This is a genomic window from Mycobacterium sp. IDUB_3 (assembly GCF_055419585.1).
Genome location: NZ_JBVAXZ010000001.1, coordinates 4,201,520 through 4,219,510 on the forward strand (window position 1 = coordinate 4,201,520; position 17,991 = coordinate 4,219,510).

The 17,991-nt window shown below is 69.3% G+C and carries 16 protein-coding genes; 6 read left to right on the forward strand and 10 right to left on the reverse strand.

Features of this window, described 5'->3' with window-relative positions; translation table 11 throughout:
• The 3 genes from ACZYVJ_RS19620 to ACZYVJ_RS19630 are packed head-to-tail and all read right to left on the reverse strand — an operon-like array spanning position 1 to position 3,166.
• Entirely contained in the window at positions 1–813 is an 813-nt protein-coding gene (locus ACZYVJ_RS19620) for a class I SAM-dependent methyltransferase (RefSeq protein ID WP_463832544.1), read from the reverse strand.
• Positions 810–1,640, reverse strand: a complete 831-nt coding sequence (locus ACZYVJ_RS19625) for a class I SAM-dependent methyltransferase (protein WP_463832545.1) — start codon at positions 1,638–1,640, stop codon at positions 810–812. Before ACZYVJ_RS19625 ends, ACZYVJ_RS19620 begins: the two co-directional genes overlap by 4 nt.
• Positions 1,637–3,166 (reverse strand): MFS transporter, encoded by a 1,530-nt coding sequence (locus ACZYVJ_RS19630; protein WP_463832546.1) that lies wholly within the window; start codon positions 3,164–3,166, stop codon positions 1,637–1,639. The genes ACZYVJ_RS19625 and ACZYVJ_RS19630 overlap by 4 nt, the downstream gene beginning before the upstream one ends.
• Positions 3,167–3,243: 77 nt before the next feature.
• On the opposite strand from ACZYVJ_RS19630, the gene ACZYVJ_RS19635 reads away from it, so the two are divergent.
• The 4 genes from ACZYVJ_RS19635 to ACZYVJ_RS19650 all read left to right on the forward strand — a co-directional run bounded on the left by ACZYVJ_RS19635 (position 3,244) and on the right by ACZYVJ_RS19650 (position 7,992).
• Positions 3,244–3,888 carry a winged helix-turn-helix transcriptional regulator gene (locus tag ACZYVJ_RS19635; RefSeq protein ID WP_463832547.1) on the forward strand — a complete coding sequence of 215 codons (645 nt, stop codon included), beginning with the start codon at positions 3,244–3,246 and terminating at the stop codon, positions 3,886–3,888.
• Positions 3,889–3,933: 45 nt separating this feature from the next.
• Positions 3,934–5,526 carry a glutamine-hydrolyzing GMP synthase gene (gene guaA / locus ACZYVJ_RS19640; RefSeq protein WP_463832548.1) on the forward strand — a complete coding sequence of 531 codons (1,593 nt, stop codon included), beginning with the start codon at positions 3,934–3,936 and terminating at the stop codon, positions 5,524–5,526.
• Positions 5,527–5,718: 192 nt separating this feature from the next.
• A complete protein-coding gene (locus ACZYVJ_RS19645) occupies positions 5,719–6,405 on the forward strand; it encodes a hypothetical protein (RefSeq protein WP_463832549.1) in 687 nt (228 codons plus the stop codon).
• A 45-nt stretch (positions 6,406–6,450) separates the two neighbouring features.
• Positions 6,451–7,992 carry a DNA polymerase Y family protein gene (locus tag ACZYVJ_RS19650; protein WP_463832550.1) on the forward strand — a complete coding sequence of 514 codons (1,542 nt, stop codon included), beginning with the start codon at positions 6,451–6,453 and terminating at the stop codon, positions 7,990–7,992.
• On the opposite strand, the gene ACZYVJ_RS19655 is transcribed toward ACZYVJ_RS19650, so the two are convergent.
• The 4 genes from ACZYVJ_RS19655 to ACZYVJ_RS19670 form a co-directional block, all read right to left on the reverse strand.
• Entirely contained in the window at positions 7,983–9,161 is a 1,179-nt protein-coding gene (locus ACZYVJ_RS19655; RefSeq protein ID WP_463832551.1) for an alpha-hydroxy-acid oxidizing protein, read from the reverse strand. The genes ACZYVJ_RS19650 and ACZYVJ_RS19655 overlap by 10 nt on opposite strands.
• A gap of 40 nt (positions 9,162–9,201) precedes the next feature.
• On the reverse strand, positions 9,202–10,455 hold the full coding sequence (kasB, locus tag ACZYVJ_RS19660) for a 3-oxoacyl-ACP synthase KasB (RefSeq protein ID WP_463832552.1): 1,254 nt from the start codon (positions 10,453–10,455) through the stop codon (positions 9,202–9,204).
• Positions 10,456–10,611: 156 nt separating this feature from the next.
• Positions 10,612–11,064, reverse strand: a complete 453-nt coding sequence (locus ACZYVJ_RS19665) for a hypothetical protein (RefSeq protein ID WP_463832553.1) — start codon at positions 11,062–11,064, stop codon at positions 10,612–10,614.
• Positions 11,061–12,095, reverse strand: coding sequence for a nucleoside hydrolase (locus ACZYVJ_RS19670; protein WP_463832554.1), 1,035 nt, complete (start codon positions 12,093–12,095; stop codon positions 11,061–11,063). Before ACZYVJ_RS19670 ends, ACZYVJ_RS19665 begins: the two co-directional genes overlap by 4 nt.
• Positions 12,096–12,134: 39 nt before the next feature.
• On the opposite strand from ACZYVJ_RS19670, the gene cmaA1 reads away from it, so the two are divergent.
• Positions 12,135–13,022, forward strand: a complete 888-nt coding sequence (gene cmaA1 / locus ACZYVJ_RS19675) for a cyclopropane mycolic acid synthase CmaA1 (RefSeq protein WP_463832555.1) — start codon at positions 12,135–12,137, stop codon at positions 13,020–13,022.
• Here the strand turns inward: cmaA1 and ACZYVJ_RS19680 are convergent, their stop codons facing one another.
• Both ACZYVJ_RS19680 and ACZYVJ_RS19685 read right to left on the reverse strand, forming a co-directional pair.
• Positions 13,023–15,029 (reverse strand): SDR family oxidoreductase, encoded by a 2,007-nt coding sequence (locus ACZYVJ_RS19680; RefSeq protein WP_463832556.1) that lies wholly within the window; start codon positions 15,027–15,029, stop codon positions 13,023–13,025.
• 56 nt (positions 15,030–15,085) lie between these two features.
• Positions 15,086–15,802: a histidine phosphatase family protein gene (locus ACZYVJ_RS19685; protein ID WP_463832557.1), complete on the reverse strand. Its 717-nt coding sequence runs from the start codon at positions 15,800–15,802 to the stop codon at positions 15,086–15,088.
• A gap of 153 nt (positions 15,803–15,955) precedes the next feature.
• On the opposite strand from ACZYVJ_RS19685, the gene ACZYVJ_RS19690 reads away from it, so the two are divergent.
• Positions 15,956–16,831, forward strand: coding sequence for a MaoC/PaaZ C-terminal domain-containing protein (locus tag ACZYVJ_RS19690; RefSeq protein ID WP_463832558.1), 876 nt, complete (start codon positions 15,956–15,958; stop codon positions 16,829–16,831).
• Here the strand turns inward: ACZYVJ_RS19690 and otsB are convergent.
• A complete protein-coding gene (gene otsB / locus ACZYVJ_RS19695; protein ID WP_463832559.1) occupies positions 16,828–17,991 on the reverse strand; it encodes a trehalose-phosphatase in 1,164 nt (387 codons plus the stop codon). The two genes, ACZYVJ_RS19690 and otsB, sit on opposite strands and share 4 nt — an antisense overlap.

The following is a 17,991-nucleotide window of genomic DNA, read 5'->3' on the forward strand; positions in this document are numbered from 1 at the left end:
TCAGCCGCCGATTGCCGTGGCGACGCCCTGGATCGCGCGCAGTCTGCCATCGGCCAGCGCCCGGGTGAGGTTCTCGGCCTTGCGGCCGAAGTCGGTGACGAACGCGTGCAGGCCCAGCGGTTGGGGCGGCTGGGCCAGCAACGCCTGCATCAGCGAGCTCGCGGTCTCGGTGAGGTCGTTCCAGTGCCGCACCGCGAACCCGGCGGAGCTGACCAGGGTGCGCAGCTCGTCGGGGGTCACCAGGTGGCTGTCGGTGGGTGCGTCGGCCCAGGGCAGCGGGAAGTCGAGGGTGTGACCGTCGCCAATGGTCAAGTCCCACAGCGCAAGCCGGCCTCCGGGCGTGAGGACGCGGCGGGCCTCGCCGTACAGACGAGCCTTGTCGGCCACGTTCATCTGGACGTGCTGACTGACCACCACTTCGACGCAGCCGCGGGGGAGCGGCAGTGCGGTGACGTCACCCTGTTCGACGGTGATCGAATCGTCCAGCCCGACAAGTCGATTGAGCCATCGGTGCGTGTCGCAGTACTCAGCGGTGAGATCGACGGCGGCGACCGCGCAGCCGTAGTGGTCGGCGAGGTAGCGGGCGGTGCCGCCGATCCCGCTGCCGGCGTCGAGAATGCGGCTTTCGCTGGTGATCCCGGCCAGCTCCAGCAACTGGGCGGTGGCGTAGCGGCCCATGGTGTGAAAGTCCTCCAGCGGCCCCAGGTCCGCGGGCGCCAGGTCGTCGACGTCCTTGCCTGCGTCGAGCAGGGCGCGCTCGATGCCGGGTCGCGACAGCCCGGTCGAGTACTGGTTTTCGATGGTGCCGCTCATTTCCGCACCTGCGCCCATGCGGTGATCATCGGGGGCATCGCGATGAGCGCGTTGACGGCGAGCGCCTCCTGACGGAATCGCGGCACGAATTCGTCGATGTCGGCGAGCTCGTCGATGGCGAAGCCCCCTTGTTCGGCGACGGGGGACACCAGCCGCCAGACTTCCGCGAGGTAGGCCAGGATGTCGGTGTCGGCGGGCGTGCCGATCGGCGTGCCGAGGGTCAGCCGCGGCGCGCCAAGGCCGGCGTCGGCGAAGATCGTGTGCAGCGTGGTGCCGAACCGCGGGCTGAGCCCCATGGCCTCGAAAGCGCGAACGATCCCCCCCGTCACCCGCCGGAACATCGGCGTGTCCGGAACGCCGTGCGCACCGGTGATGTCGTTCTCGGAGAACGCGACAACCCCGCCCGGGCGCACGAACGAGACGAGGTGGCGGACGGTGGCGGCCGGGTCGGGCAAATGCATCAGGATCAACCGGCCGATGACGGCGTCCACAGGTTCGTCCAGCGCGATCGCGTCGATCGCGGACTGCGTGAAATGCACCGTGGACAAGCCCTTTTCGGCGGCACGGGCGCGGGCGAGTTCGACCATCGCAGGTGCCGCATCGACGCCGAGAACGGTTCCGGTCGGCCCGACCAACCGAGCGGCGATGAACGACACGTCACCGGGCCCGGACCCGATGTCGAGCACCCGCATGCCCGGGCGCAGCCCGGCGAGCCGCAGCGCATGCTCGGTGTAGTCGTCGTACAGCTGCCCCTGCAGGAGGAGTCGCTGCACCTCCGCGTCGGCGTGGCCGAGAACGTATGTGCTGCCCTGTGGTGCGGTACTCATCGGAGTGTCCTTTCCTGTTGACGCGCCGGTTCCCTGGCTGGGAGAAGCCAGCCGACGACGATCGCCGCGCCCAGCGCGATGCCGGCGCACACCAGCGAGCTGACCCGCAGCCCGTCCAGGAACGCGCGATCGACCGCGGCGCGCACATGCCCGGCTTGCTGCGCGGGTAGATGCTGAATCACCGTGTGCGCCACGGCCATCGAATGGCGCATGGCATCGGCGGGCAGTCCCGTCAGTGCGGACGCACCGAGATGGCCCGAGTACACCGACGCGAAGATGCTGCCTGCGATGGCCACTCCGAGCGTGCCCCCGAGTTCGCGCGTGGTGTCGTTGACGGCCGAGCCGACCCCCGCTTTGTCGGCGGACAGCGATCCCATGATCGCCTCGGTGGCCGGCGAAAAGGTCAGGCCGAGGCCGCCGCCGAGCAGCAGCATCTGTGTGGCTATCTGGACATAGGGCGTCGCCCCATCGGCCGTGGACGCCCAAGCCAGACCGGCCGCGAACACGGCCAGGCCCGAGGCGACGACGGCGGTGGTGCCGATCCGTTCCACCAGCCGGGGCCCCAGGATGCTGGCCAGCGCGATCGAGGCGGCGACCGGCAGTAACCGCACGCCGGCCTGAAACGCCGTGTAGTCCTTGATGAATTGGAAGTACTGGGTGATGACGAAGATGAAGCCGAACAGCGTCAGGAACCCCGCCGTCACCGCCAGGCTGCCGCCGGAGAACCGGCGATTCGAAAAGACCGAGACGTCCAGCATCGGATGGGTGCTGCGCCGCTCCCAGCGCGCAAACGCGACGAGAAAGATTGCGGCGAAGGAGAATCCGGCCATGGTCCGGCCGTCGGTCCATCCCCAGGTGGGCGCCTCGATGACGGTGTAGACCAGCATGGTGATCCCGATCGCGGACAGGGTTAAGCCGGGCACGTCGACGCGCGGCGCTGCGGGGTCGCGCGAGCTCGGAACGAACAACGTGGCGCCGATGATGGCCAGCGCGGCGACCGGAATGTTCACCATGAAGATGGACCCCCACCAGAAGTGTTCGAGGAGCCAGCCGCCGCTGATCGGTCCCACGGCCACCCCGACGCCAACCATGGCCGCCCACAGCCCGATTGCCTTCGCCCGCGGCACCGGGTCGGTGAAGATATTGGTGATCAGTCCCAGCGTGGTCGGGAATATCACCGCCGCTCCCACCCCCATGGCCGCACGCGCCGCGATCAGCTGATCGGCGGAATTCGCCTGTGCCGCAACCGCAGACGTCAACGCGAACAGCGCTAGCCCGGAATTCAGCCAGCCTCGCCTGCCATAGCGGTCGGACAGGCTGCCCGCCGAGAGCAGCAGGCCGGACATCACCAGGGTGTAGGCATCGACGATCCATTGCAGTTGCGCGGTGTCGGCGCCGAGTTCACGCGACAGCGTGGGCAGCGCGATGTTGACGATGGTGGCGTCGACGCTGATCACGAAGACGCCGAGGCAGATGACCGCAAGCGCGGCAATGGGGTGATCTCGGAATGTCGGTTCGGTGCGCATGGACAAAACAGTAAATCTAGAAGACAAACAAATCAAGTAAGAAGTTGAAAAAGATGTCTAACGGCAGGTAGAGTGGCATGGTGGCGTCCCGCAGGAACTACAACCAGAACTGTCCGATCGCCCGCGGGCTCGATGTGCTGGGTGAGCGGTGGACCCTGCTGATCCTGCGGGAGCTGGTCGGCGGCGTGCGTCGCTACGGTGACCTGCGGGCCGAACTGCCCGGCATCGCAACCAATCTGCTCGCCGAAAGGCTCAAGGAGCTTCAGGACGCCAGGCTCGTTGACCGCAGCGACTTGCCGGCCCCGATCGGTCGCACCGTCTACACCCTCAGTGATCTGGGCTGGCAGCGCGTGCTGCCGATCCTGCAGAGCATCGCGTGGTTCGGGCTGGACCACCTGGACCCGATCGGCGATGGGCCGGCGTCCCCGCTCAACGGATTTCTGGCCGGAATCCTGCTGGGCTTCCATCCGGGTAGGGCCGCTGGAGTGGAAACTACATGCCGTGTCGAGATCGACGGTCGCCGTTTCGAATTCGCCGTCACGCAAGGCCGCCTCGGCGCGGCGCGCGGCGAGCCCGCGGTGACGATCACGGCCACGGCGGCGGACCTCGTCACCGCCCGGCTGGGGGCCGAGGAAGGCGAGCGCGACGCCGCCCTGCGGCGAATCGAGTTTCACGGCGACGCGGCGGCCGTCGGCGCGCTGCGTAGCGCATTTGCGCTGTAGCCCTGCGGGGCGGAGGCGACGCGGACAGCCACTAGACTCGCCTGCGTGGCCGACCCCACCGAAACTCTTGAAACCGATGCGTCCGGATCGCCGGCCCGACCGGTGCTCGTCGTGGACTTCGGCGCGCAGTATGCGCAGCTGATCGCCCGTCGCGTCCGCGAGGCGCGGGTGTTCTCCGAGGTGATCCCGCACACCACCACGGTCGAGGAGATCAAGGCCCGCGACCCGCTGGCGCTGGTGCTGTCCGGCGGGCCGTCCAGTGTCTACGCCGACGGCGCGCCCCAGATCGATCCGGCGCTGTTCGATCTCGGGGTGCCGGTGTTCGGCATCTGCTACGGGTTTCAGGCCATGGCGCAGGCGCTGGGTGGGACGGTCGCCCACACCGGCACCAGCGAATACGGCCGCACCGAACTGAAAGTCATTGGTGGCGAACTGCATTCGGGATTGCCGAGTTCGCAACCGGTGTGGATGAGCCACGGCGACGCGGTCACGGCCGCACCGGACGGGTTCGAGGTGGTGGCCAGCAGCTCCGGCGCGGCGGTGGCCGGCTTCGAGAACCGGCAACGTCGCCTGGCCGGTGTGCAGTACCACCCGGAGGTCATGCACACCCCGCACGGTCAGCAGGTGCTCAGCCGATTCCTGCACGACTTCGCCGGGCTGGGGGCGGACTGGACCGCGGCCAACATCGCCGGTGTGCTGATCGAGCAGGTGCGCGCCCAGATCGGCGACGGCCGGGCGATCTGCGGGCTGTCCGGCGGCGTCGATTCCGCGGTGGCCGCCGCGCTGGTGCAGCGGGCCATCGGTGACCGGTTGACCTGTGTCTTCGTCGACCACGGGCTCCTTCGCGCCGGGGAGCGCGCGCAGGTGCAACGCGACTTCGTGGCCGCCACCGGCGCCAACCTGGTCACCGTCGACGCGGCCGACACCTTCCTGGACGCGCTGGCGGGCGTGACCAATCCCGAGGGCAAGCGCAAGATCATCGGCCGCCAGTTCATCCGGGCCTTCGAGGGCGCGGTGCGAGACATTGTGGGAGACGGGGATTCTCACGTCGATTTCCTGGTGCAGGGCACGCTGTATCCGGACGTGGTGGAGTCCGGCGGCGGCAGCGGCACCGCGAACATCAAGAGCCACCACAACGTCGGCGGCCTGCCCGACGACCTGAAGTTCAAACTCGTCGAGCCGCTGCGGCTGCTGTTCAAGGACGAAGTCCGCGCGGTCGGGCGCGAGCTGGGCCTGCCGGAAGAAATCGTTGCGCGCCAGCCCTTTCCGGGCCCCGGCCTGGGGATCCGGATCGTCGGCGAGGTCACCGCGCCGCGGTTGGACACCCTGCGCCGCGCGGACTCGATCGCGCGCGAGGAGTTGACCGCGGCGGGCCTGGACACCCTGATCTGGCAGTGCCCGGTGGTGCTGCTGGGCGAAGTCCGCTCGGTCGGCGTGCAGGGCGACAACCGCACCTACGGGCACCCGATCGTGCTGCGGCCGGTGACCAGTGAGGACGCCATGACCGCCGACTGGACCCGGGTTCCCTACGAGGTGCTGGAGCGAATCTCCACCCGCATCACCAACGAGGTGGCCGAGGTCAACCGCGTGGTGCTGGACATCACCAGCAAACCGCCCGGCACCATCGAATGGGAGTAGCCGGTCCGGCCTAGTTTCGGCAAAAATGCGGCCACATTGCACCCATCAGCCACACCCGTACCGATCGCATAACGCTGTCCCTCACGTCGCTTGACGGTTGTCAGACGGCGGGTGTTTACTTCGAAATGTATCGAACATACATTCGAATACACTCCCCGGAAGCTCCCGGAAAGCTGGTGATAGGAGGCTGTCATGACCGCGGCTTTTGCCTCCAGTCCCCGCCAGGAAACCCGAGCTGAACAGCTGGAATCGCTTCGCAGGCGGATGGCGAGCATCTCCGGGAAGAAGGCCGGGCTCACCGCCGCCGCTGCGGCCGCCGGGGACCTGCTGCCGGACTCGGAGACCCAGCTGGCCCTCCCGCCGTGGCTGGCCGACCTGCTGCCCGCCCCGGTGCCGCGGGGAACGGTCGCGGTGCTCTCGGGTGCCCGGTCGCTGCTGTTGAGCATGGTGGCCGCGGTCACGGCGGCCGGTGGCAACGCCGCAATCGTCGGCCAGCCGGACATCGGGCTGCTGGCCGCCGCGGAGATGGGGGCGGACCTGAGCCGTCTCGCGGTGATACCGGATCCCGGCACCGATCCGGTGGAGGTGGCCGCCGTGCTCGTCGACGGCATGGACCTGGTGGTCCTGGGGCTGGGCGGGTGCCGGGTGCCGCCCAGTCGGGCGCGTGCGGTGGTGGCCCGCGCCCGGAACAAGGGCTGCACCCTGCTGGTCACCGGCGGCGATTGGCAGGGGGCGCCGACGCGCCTTGCCGCCCGGGTCTGTGGCTATGACATCACCGCGGACAGCCGCCCCGGATTCGGCCGGATCGGCGCGGTGCGGCTGCAGGTCAGCGGGACGTGCGCGGGACGACGCGTGATGACCCCGGCGCGAGCCGGGTGAATTCCATTGTCCCCGTCCGATTCCCGGGTTTTGGCGATCTGGTGCATGGATTGGCCCGCGGTCGCGGCGGCGACGGCCGCGGGCCTGTCCGCGACCGCCCCGATCGCGGTCACGCTGGCCAACCGGGTGATCGCCTGCTCGGCGGCGGCCCGGGCGGCGGGTGTGCGGCGGGGGCTGCGACGCCGGGAGGCGGCAGCCCGGTGCCCGCAACTGCACGTCACCGCCGCCGACGCGGACCGCGACGCCCGCTTCTTCGAGGCGGTGATCGCGGCGGTGGACGACCTGGTGCCCCGCGCCGAGGTGCTGCGGCCCGGCCTCCTGGTGTTGCCGGTGCGCGGGGCGGCCCGTTATTTCGGGTCCGAGGTCACCGCCGCCGAACGGCTGATCGATGCGGTGGCCGTGAGTTCAGTGGCCGGCGCCGAGTGTCAGGCCGGGGTCGCCGACCAGCTGTCCACCGCGGTCTTCGCGGCGCGGGCGGGCCGTGTCGTCGAGCCGGGGGGTGACGCGAAGTTTTTGTCGGTGCTGTCCATCCGGCAGCTTGCCACCGAGCCGAGTCTGTCCGGCGCAGGCCGCGAAGAGCTGACGGACCTGTTGTGGCGGATGGGGATTCGCACCATCGGGCAGTTCGCCGCGCTGTCACGCAGCGACGTGGCTTCCCGGTTCGGCGCCGACGGGGTGGCCGCGCACCGGTTGGCCCGCGGCGAACCCGAGCGGCCGCCGTCCGGCCGGGAGCCGCCGGCCGAACTCGAGGCCGTGCTGGACTGCGATCCGCCGATCGACCGGGTCGATGCCGCGGCGTTCGCCGGGCGCTCACTGGCCGGCAGGCTGCATCAGACACTGATGGCCGCCGGCGTGGGCTGCACCCGGCTGGCCATCCACGCCGTCACCGCCAACGGCGAAGAACTGCACCGGGTATGGCGATGCGCCGAGCCGTTGACCGAGGACGCGACCGCCGACCGGGTGCGCTGGCAGCTGGACGGATGGTTGAGCAGCCGCACCGCGCACAATCCCCGTCCCACCGCCGCCGTGACGCTGTTGCGGCTGGGCGCGGTGGAGGTGGTCTCCGCCGAGGCGTTGCAGTTGCCGCTCTGGGGCGGCCTGGGCGAGGAGGACAGGCTGCGGGCCCGCCGGGCGCTGGTGCGGGTGCAGGGCCTGCTCGGCCCGGAGGCGGTGCGCGTGCCGGTGCTGTCCGGCGGGCGCGGCCCGGCCGAGCGCATCACGCTGATCCCGCTCGGTGACGAGCCGGTACCGCGGGCCGATCCCGATCCGCCGTGGCCCGGCCGGCTGCCCGAGCCGTCACCGGCGGTGCTGCTGGACGACCCGGTGGAACTGATTGACGCCCAAGGAAACCCGATACGGGTGACCATCCGGGGGCTGTTCTCCGCCGACCCCGCGCGCATGATCGCCCACGGCCGCGAGGAGCGGCTGTGCTGGTGGTCCGGGCCCTGGCCGGTCGACGAGCGATGGTGGGATCCCGAATTGAGTAAGGGTCGCACCGCCCGTGTCCAGGTGTTGCTGGAGAGCGAGCGTGCGCTGCTACTGTGCTATCGCCAGCGACGCTGGTATGTGGAGGGGAGTTACGAATAGTCCTGCGCTACAGCGTATTCGACGCGTCGCAACGCGTCGGGGGTCAGGTCCTTGAGCGAGGGATATCCGTCGACGGCCATGATCAGGTCCGCTTCGGCCAGCAGCGAGCGCAGCACGTGCACCACGCCTTCCACACCACCGATGGCCAGCCCGTAGGCGTACGGGCGGCCGATCCCCACGGCGGTCGCGCCCAGCGCGAGCGCCTTGATGATGTCGGCGCCGCCACGCACTCCCGAGTCGAACAGCACCGGCATCCCGTCGGCGGCCTCGATCACCGCGGGCAGGCAGTCCAGGCAGGGCAGCCCGCCGTTGGCTTGCCTTCCGCCGTGGTTGGAGCAGTAAATGCCGTCCACCCCAATGTCTTTGGCGCGCCGGACGTCATCGGGATGGCAGATGCCCTTGACCATCAGCGGCAGGTTGGTCTCGGACCGCAGCCATTCCAGGTCCGACCACCGGAACGGCCCACCGAAGATCGGCAGCTTGCGCACCGCCGCCTCGGTGGCGTCTTCGCCGCGGCTCAGGTTGGCGCGGAAAACCGGATCGCTGGTGTAGTTGGCCAGGCAGCCACTGGGCACCTGCGGGTAGTTCCCGCCCTTGAGGTCGCGGGGGCGCCAGCCGGTGACCCACGTGTCGAGGGTGACGGCGATGCCCTTGAATCCGGCCGCCTCAGCGCGGTGCACCAGGCTGGCGGCCATCTTGCGATCCGGCGGCGTGTACAGCTGGAAGAACGCCGGGGTGTCGCCGAGCTCGGCGGCGAGGTCTTCCATCGGGTCGGCCGACAGCGTCCCGACGAAAAACGGCACACCCGTGCGGACCGAGGCCCGCGCGCAGAGCATGTCCCCGTGGCCGTCCGGGTCGCACACCCCGATGACGCCGATGGGCGCCATGAAGATCGGGGAACCGAACCTGATGCCGAACAGCTCGACCGACATGTCCCGCTGCTCGGGGGCGATCCCCATCCGCGGGTACAACCCCCAGTGCTTGAACGCCTCGCAGTTGGCGCGCTGGGTGTGTTCGTCGCCGGCGCCGCCGGCCACGTAGCCCAGCACCTTCGGCGTCATCGCCGCCGACGCCTTCTTCTCCAGCTCCTCGAACCTGATCGGGTACTGCGGCTGATTGCCGTGCAGCGATTGGTCGTACAGCTCGTTTTGATACTCGGCGAAGGCCATACTCGGGGCCGTACCCCCCGCTCCGCCCACCAAACGAGTTTCAGTACCGCCCGAAGGCGATGGCCACGTTGTGTCCGCCGAAGCCGAACGAGTTGTTGATCGCGTACTCGTAGTTGCCGGGGCGGGGTTTGCCTGCCACGACGTCGAGGTCGATTTCGGGGTCGAGGTTTTCCAGGTTGAGCGTGGGTGGGACCACCTGGTCGCGCAGGGCGAGCACGGTCAGGATGGATTCCACGGCACCGACCGCACCCACCGAGTGGCCCAGTGCGGCCTTGGGGGCGTAGACGGCCGGTTTGTTGCTGCCCAACGCATTGTTGATGGCTTTGCCCTCGGCGACGTCTCCGACCGAGGTGCCGGTGGCGTGGGCGTTGACGTGGCCGATGTCGGAGGGGCTGAGGCCGGCGAGCTGGATGGCCCGGCTCATGGCGTGTCCGGCGCGTTCGCCGTTGGGGTCCGGGGCCACCATGTGGTAGCCGTCGGAGGTGATGCTGGCGCCCATGATGCGGGCCAAGATGTTGGCGCCGCGGGCTTTGGCGTGTTCCTCGGTCTCGATGACCATCAGCGCGCCGGCCTCGCCGAACACGAAGCCGGTGCGGTCGCGGTCGAACGGGCGACAGGCGCCCACCGGGTCGTCGTTCTTGGTCGACATCACGATGCGCATCTGGGCGAACGCCGCGATCGCGACCGCCTCGATCCTGACCTCGACGCCACCGCAGATGGCGACGTCGGCCTCGCCGAACACGATGTTGCGCCAGGCCTGCGCCACACCCTCAGAACCCGACGCGCACGCCGACACCGGCGTGATCACCCCGGCCTTGGCGCGGCGCTCCAGGGCCACCGCGACGGCCGCGCCGTCGGGCATGTACTTGGACACGGCCAGCGGCGAGACCCCATTCATGCCGCGGGCGCGCAAATCGTCATAACTGAACACGATCTGCTCGGCGGACCCCAGGCCGGTGCCGATGGACACCATCAGGCGGTTGGGGTCGACCTCGGGGGAGCCGGCGTTCTCCCAGACCCGTCGGCTCAACACGGTCGACATCCGCTGCAGGTAGCCCATCCGGTGGCGTTCGGCCCGCGTCAGCCCGCCGTCGAAGTCCTCCAGCAGATGCCCACCGATACGCACCGGCAGGTCAAACTCCTCGATGAACGAATCCTCGAGTTTGCGGATACCACTTTGCTTGTCCAGCAACAGCTTCCAGGTGGTTTCGGCATCAGTTGCCAGCGCGGTCGTCATGGCGACGCCAGTGACGACCACATTCGGCAACGTTTTCCCGGTAACCAACTCGGTCATGACTCGCGAAACCTTTCATCTGGTCAGGGCTGCCACGCGTGACGCCGAGCCCCGTTCCCCACCAAATCATGAAAACACAATGTGTCATTGTCCCCAACGTCAGAAGCGTTGGATGCGCCTGCCCTCGCTTCGCGGATACCGCGCGCTCGCCGGGCGTTATCCGGCGCGTACCGCCGCCGCGCGCGCCATCAGCCCGCGGCCGCCGGGCAGGGCGCCCACCACGGTGCGGGCCAGTCGGTCGCGGCCGCGCACGCCGTCGGTCCTGGCCTTTCCGGCGCGCAGGTGACGCCAGCCCAACCCCGCCCACGACGCCGCGACGACGGCGTCGGTCACCCCGCCGCGCGCGCGGTGCCGGTCGACCACGGCCAGGCCGAGCGCGGTCGCCGAGTGCACGGTGTCGACCCAGACCCCGGCCGCGAGCACCTCCGGGCCGGGGTTGACCCCCGACAGCAGCGCCTGGGCCAGGTGGCGTGCGCCCAGGATCCGGGTGACGACGAGCGCCTTACGGTCGACCTGCACCCCGTGGATGTGGTCGAGCACCTGGTTGGGGGCGGCGAGCAGCACCGCGCCCCACCCCGCCCGGATCAGCTCGATCGCACGAATCTTCATCCGCCACCCCCTATTTGACGTGCAAAAGGGCCCACCCGTTCGATGAACCGATCGAAGAATGCCGCCGCGTCGACGTCAATCCCGATGAGCGCGTTGGGTTCTCGGCGGTCCGACCAGTCGGTCACCGTCATGGCGCGGGTCAGGGTTCCGGTCAGCTCGATGTCCACCGTCGCCGGGCGCGTCGTGACCAGCTCGGGATCCAGCGCGACGGCGGCGGCCAACGGGTCGTGCAGGTGTGCCTGGTACCCATGGCCGCGTTCGTGATAGGCCTCCAGGTAGAACCGCATTGCGTCCTCGATCACCCGAATCAGCGGGTTGGACGCCGTCGACCGGGTTCCGGCGGGGTCGTGTTCGCTCAGCCGCGTCGTCGTCGACGCCGCGGCCGCCGCGAGCCGCGCCAGATGATCGGGCGTCATCGCCACCTTGCGGGTCAGATCCAGGCCGCACAGGATCGGGAGCCGTTGTCGCCCAGCATTTTCTGGGCACCATGCGGCCAGCACCTCGGCCGCCGCCTCGGGGTCCACGCTGATGTTCCACTCCGCGACCGCGGTGGTGTTGCCCCGGTGGTCGTAGGACCCGCCCATGATCACCAGCCGTTTCAGCAGCGCAGGCAGTTCGGGCTCGGCGCGCAGCGCCAGCGCCAGGTTGGTCAGCGGGCCGGTCGCCACCCCGATCAGCTCACCGGGATAGGCCCGCGCCGCGCGCACCCAGGCCTCGGCGGAGTCGTAGTCGGTGAGCCGGGCAGAACCCGGTGGCAGGTCGGCGTAACCCAATCCCCTGGGGCCGTGGACTTTTGACGGCAGCCGCATCGGTCCGGTCAGAGTTTCCCCGGCCCCCTTGGAGACCGGTATGCCGGTGCGCTCGCACAGCGCCAGCAGGCCCTGGTTGTTTTCGCAAACCTGCTCCACCCCAACGTTTCCCCCGGTCGAGGCGATGCCGATCACTTCGGCGTCCGGGCTGGCGAACAGGTACATCAGCGCCAGCGCATCATCCACGCCGGTATCGACGTCAACGAAGACGGGGGAGTTCATCGATTCCAAGATACTCAATCCGGCGGCTAGGCTGGCGTAATGCCAACGACGTCGGAGCCCCCCGAGGGGACTGATTTAACGCCGCATTTCGACGATGTGCAGGCCCACTACGACCTGTCGGACGACTTCTTCCGGCTATTTCTCGATCCGACCCAGACATACAGCTGCGCGTACTTCGAGCGCGAGGATATGACGCTGGAGGAGGCGCAGATCGCCAAGATCGACCTCGCGCTCGGCAAACTCGGGCTGCAACCGGGCATGACGTTGCTCGACGTCGGCTGCGGTTGGGGCGCCACCATGATGCGGGCCCAGGAAAAGTACGACGTCAACGTCGTCGGCCTCACCCTGAGCCGCAACCAGGCCGAGCACGTCGAGCAGCTGATCGCCCGGTCCGGGAGCTCTCGCTCGGCCCGGGTCCTGCTGGAGGGCTGGGAGAAGTTCGACGAGCCGGTCGACCGGATCGTCAGCATCGGCGCCTTCGAGCACTTCGGGCACGAGCGCTACGACGCGTTCTTCACCCTGGCGCACGACCTGCTGCCCGCCGACGGGGTCATGCTGCTGCACACCATCACCGGGCTGCATCCCAACGAGATGGTCGAACGCGGCATGCCGATCTCGTTCACGTTCGCCCGGTTCATCAAATTCATTGTCACCGAGATCTTTCCGGGCGGGCGGCTGCCGTCGATACCGATGGTCCAGGAGCGCGCCACCGCGAACGGTTTCACGGTGAGCCGGGTGCAGTCGCTGCAGCCGCACTACGCCAAGACGCTCGACATCTGGGCAGCCGGCCTGGAAGCCCGCAAGGACGAGGCCATCGCGCTGCAGTCCGAGGAAGTCTACGAGCGCTACATGAAATACCTGACCGGTTGCGCCGACGCATTCCGAGTCGGATACATCGACGTCAACCAGTTCACGCTGCAGAAGTGACTACCAGTGCACGCCGGGCACCAGGCGGACCAGCCGCTTGACTCCCCGGGGGGTCCGGATGCCCCGGGTGACGGCGCGCACCGGCCGGCTGGGCTTGCGGCGGGCGGTCCGCGGGGCCGCGGCGGGCTCGGTGGTTTGCCCGCGCGCCGCGGCCGAATCCGGATAGCCGAGATAGAGCTGGTGCAGCACGCGCCGCGACGTCCGCGGGGCGAAATAATTGCCTGCCTCGGCGAGTGTGCCCAGCGGGGTGTCGATGCGGGCCGGCTTTTCCACCAGCCCGCGCACCACCATCGCGGCCGCGCGCTCAGGGCTGATCGCCGGCACCGGGTTGAGCCGGTGCGACGGCACGATCATGGGGGTGCGCACCAGCGGCATGTGGATGTTGGTGAAGGTGATGTGGTCGGACAGCACCTCCGAACCCACCACGTCGGAGAACGCGTCCAGCGCGGCCTTGCTGGGCAGGTACGAGCTGTACTTGGGATTGCGCGCCTGCACGCCGGCGCTCGACACGTTGACGATGTGACCGAACCGGCGTTCGCGCCAGTGCGGTAGCAGCGCCAGCACCATCCGCACCGCGCCGAAGTAGTTGACCGCCATCACCCGTTCGTAATCGTGCAGCCGGTCGGTGGAGTTGACCACCGAGCGGCGGATCGACCGGCCGGCGTTGTTCACCAGGTAGTCGACGTGGTCGAAGCGGCCCAGGATGTCCTTGACGGTGTGTTCCACCGAAGCGGAATCGGTGACGTCGCAGGTAAAGGCATGGGCGACACCACCATTGGCGCGGATCTCGTCGACCAGCGCATCCAGCGCCGCGCCGTTGCGGGCCAGCGCGAACACGGTGGCGCCCCGCTCCGCAATGGCGAGGGCCGCGGCCCGGCCGATGCCGCTGGACGCGCCGGTGATGATGACGTGGCGGCCCTGCAACGGTTCCTGCGGATCGTCGCGGCGCGCGCGATCGGGATCGAGGTGCTCCGCCCAGTACCGCCACAGCCTGGGCGCGTAGTCGGCGAACTGCGGAACGCTGATCCCGGTGCCCTGCAAGGCATTTCGCGTCTTTTCGCTAACGAAGGTGGGCGCCAGGTCGACGACGTCGAGCACCTCGGCGGGGATGCCGAGCTGGGTGGCCGCCATGTTGCGCACCACCCTGGCTCGCCCGCGCACCTTGAGCACCGGGGCGGCCGCCGAGCGCGGCAGCGACCCGCGCAGCGGCGGCAGCCCGGCCGCCTTGGCCACGCCGCGGTAGATGCCGCGCAGGCCGATGGTCTTCTCCGCGGTCAGGTGGAACGTCTGTCCGTCACGGCCGTCGGCGTGCATCAGCGCGATCAGGGCGTCGACCACGTAGTCGACCGGCACGATGTTGGTGCGGCCGGTGTCGGGCAGCAGGATCGGGGTCAGCGATGGCAGCACCGCCAGCTTGGCCAGCACGCCGAAGAAGTAATACGGGCCGTCCACCTTGTCCATCTCGCCGGTGCGTGAGTCGCCCACCACCACCGCCGGGCGGTAGATGCGATGCCGCAGCCCGGGCGCCGAGCGCACCAACAGCTCGGCCTCGAACTTGGTCTGGTGATAGGGCGTCGGCAGCTGCTGGCCGACGTCGAAATCGTCCTCGGTGTATTCGCCTGCGAAATCGCCGGCCACGGCGATCGACGAGACGTGGTGCAACGTCGCGTCCAGCCGCTGCGCCAGTCCGATCATCGCGCGGGTGCCCTCGACGTTGCTGGCCCGCTGCTCAGGCTCACCTGCGGTGATGTCGTAGATCGCCGCGCAGTGCACCACGTGATCGATCTCGCCCAGCTCGGCGAGGGCCTCGTCGCTCAGCTCCAGCTCCGGTAGCGCTGCGACCAGCGGTTTCACCCGCTCACCCCAGCGTTCCGCGAGCCGCTCGAAGCGGCCCAGGGACTGCCGTCGCACCAGCACCCACACCTGCGCGTCGGGACGGGATTCCACAAGACCAGACACGACCCGGCGGCCAATAAACCCGGTACCGCCGGTAACGACATACCGCATGAAGACATGGTGGCGGTGGCAGCCGCGCACGTCAACTGCCGATCTTGCGCGGGAGGTCAGTTGTGGAAGTCGCGGATCCCGTCCCAGTCGACCAGCGTCCAGCCGGTCATCGGGTTACCGCTGATCACCACGCGACCCGTGTTCGGAATCGGGTGGCTGTCCATCAGGCTGTCCTTGGCGTTCTGCGCGTTCATCAGCGTCCACACCATGATCGAGTTCCGGTGCGAGAACACCACCGGGTTGCGGTGGCCGCTGTTGTAGATCTTGTTGATGGCCGCGGTGAACTGGTCGTTGAACTCCTTGCCGCTGACCGAGCCGGGGATGCTGTCTGACACATCGCCGTTGATCCAGTTCACCGGCGCCAGCATGTACGTCGACTTCGCCATCGACTCGGGTTTGCCGTTGAACCAGCCGGCGTTGATCTCCTGGATGCCGGGCAGGACCTCGACCTGCTTGCCGAGCGCGGCGGCCAGCGGGGCGGCGGTTTGCTGGGTCCGGGTCATGGTGGAGGCGTAGACGCTGTCGTAGTCCTTGCGGCCGAGTTGGTGCGCGAGCTGCTCGGCCTGCCCCTTGCCCTCCGGCGTCAGGCCCGGGCCCGGCACCCCCGTGTCGATGGTGCCGCTGGCGTTGGCCTCGGACTGGGCGTGCCGGATGAACGTCACCGTGATGGACCGCGCCTGCGGTGAGCCGCCGCCGCAGCCGGCGACGATCATCGTTGCGGTGAGCGCGGCGAGCGCCATCGTGGCTTTCCGGATCATGCTGCGCTTGGGCATGTCGATTAGCCTGCCTTGCCGACGGCTCCGGTGGGAAGGGTTTGCGACGGTTTGTTACCGCGCGGCCTCTCCGGAGAGGGCCTTGGTCGCGCCGGCGTTTCTCCGGATGCCAGAGTGGACCGGGGATCACTACTCAACGATCAGGAGACTTCCATGGCGATTGATCCGAGTGCCGTCGGCGCGGTGACCGAACCCGTGCAGTTCGAATGGACCGACCGGGACACGCTGCTCTACGCGCTCGGTGTCGGCGCCGGGATCGACGACCTGCCGTTCACCACCGAGAACAGCCACGACATCGACCAGCAGGTGCTGCCCACGTATGCGGTGATCTGCTGCCCGGCCTTCGGCGCGGCCGGCCTGGTCGGAAAGTTCAACTGGGCCATGCTGTTACACGGATCGCAGAGCATCCGGCTGCACGCACCGCTGCCGCCCGCGGGCAAGCTTTCGGTGGTGTCCGAGGTCGCCGACATCCAGGACAAAGGCGAGGGCAAGAACGCGATCCTGGTGTTGCGCGGCCGGGGCACCGAGCCGGATTCCGGGCAGCTGATCGCCGAGACGCTCACCACCCTGGTCATCCGCGGCGAGGGCGGCTTCGGGGGCATGCCGGGCCAGCGGCCCGTCGCGCCGGAATTCCCGGACCGCGAGCCCGACGCCCGCATCCCGCTGCCCACCCGCGAGGACCAGGCGCTGATCTACCGGCTCTCCGGTGACCGCAACCCGCTGCACAGCGACCCGTGGTTCGCCCGGGAGCTGGCCGGCTTCCCCAAGCCGATCCTGCACGGGCTGTGCACCTACGGGGTGTCGGGTCGCGCGCTGGTGTCCGAGCTGGGCCAGGGCGTCGCGGCCAACATCACCTCGATCGCCTCGCGGTTCACCTCGCCGGTGTTTCCCGGCGAGACGCTGACCACGCTGATCTGGCGCACCGAGCCGGGCAAGGCGGTGTTCCGCACCGAGGCTTCTTCTTCTGAGGGTTCCGACGGGGCCGATACCCGGGTGGTGCTCGACGACGGCGCGGTGGAATACGCCTAACGTTCGAGACCTTCGAGCTGATCGGCCAGCCGGCCGGTGAATTCGCCGGCCCTGGCCGGGCTGTCCAGCGCGAAGAGCGCGGCGGTGGCGCGGTCGCCGTCGTCGCCGTGCCGCACCAGGATCGGCACGCCCTGAACCGGTCCCGCGCGCACCGCGTCGAACGCGTCCTCGTCGGTGATGTCGTCGCCGAGGTAGACCGGCGTCAGCGGACCCGATCCGGCCTCGTGCAGGTGGTCGATCACCCAGCGCAGCGTTTTGCCCTTGTCCCAGTCCAGGTCCGGGCGCAGCTCGATGACCTCGCGGCCGGTGGTGACCCGAAGCTCGTCGCGGCGGCCCGCGGCGCGCACCGCCGCCAGCACCTCCCCGACGCGGTCGCGATCGGCGTTGCGGTAGTGCACGGCCACCCCGAATCGCTTGTGCTCCACCACGACACCGGGAATCGAGCCGAGCCGGTCGCGCAGCTGGCCGGCCGCCTGCTCCAGCACCGGGATCGCCGCGGCCGCGTCGTCGTTCTGGTGGTGGGTGCCATCTGGCGCGGTCAGCTCGAAACCGTGGCTGCCTGCATACCAGATCCCTTGTACCCCAACCCGTTTCGTAACATCGGCGAGATCACGGCCGGACAGCACCGCGACCGGGCACCGCGCGGCCAGCTTGTCCAGCGCCTCGGCGGCACCGGCGACGGGCCGCGCCGCGTCCGGGTCGTCGACGATGTCCGAGAGCGTGCCGTCGAAGTCGAAGAACACGGCCGGTCGCCGGTCGGCGAGCCCATCGGCCAGGGCCTGCAGCGCATCGGGCAGCTGCGACATGCGGAGGTCGCCGGTCCGCACGGTGACGTCGCGCAGGTCGGTGACCACCGCGTCGGCCCCCGCCTTGCGCACCGCGTCGTCAGCACGGGCCGGGTCGACAGCGATCACCAACGCGAACCCGGCGGCGCGTGCGGCTTCGACGCCCGCGACGTCCCCGGCGACCACGACGCAGCGGCCCGGTCGCACCTGCAGGCGGTCGGCCGCCGCGACGGGACCGTCCGCAGATATGACGGCGGTGCCCACCCCGGTCTTGCGAAGTCGGGTGGCCAGGGTGGATCCCAGCGCGCCTTCGTCGTCGAACAGCACCGCGTCATGGCGGCGCGGATCGATGATGACCGGCCCCGACTTGCCCAT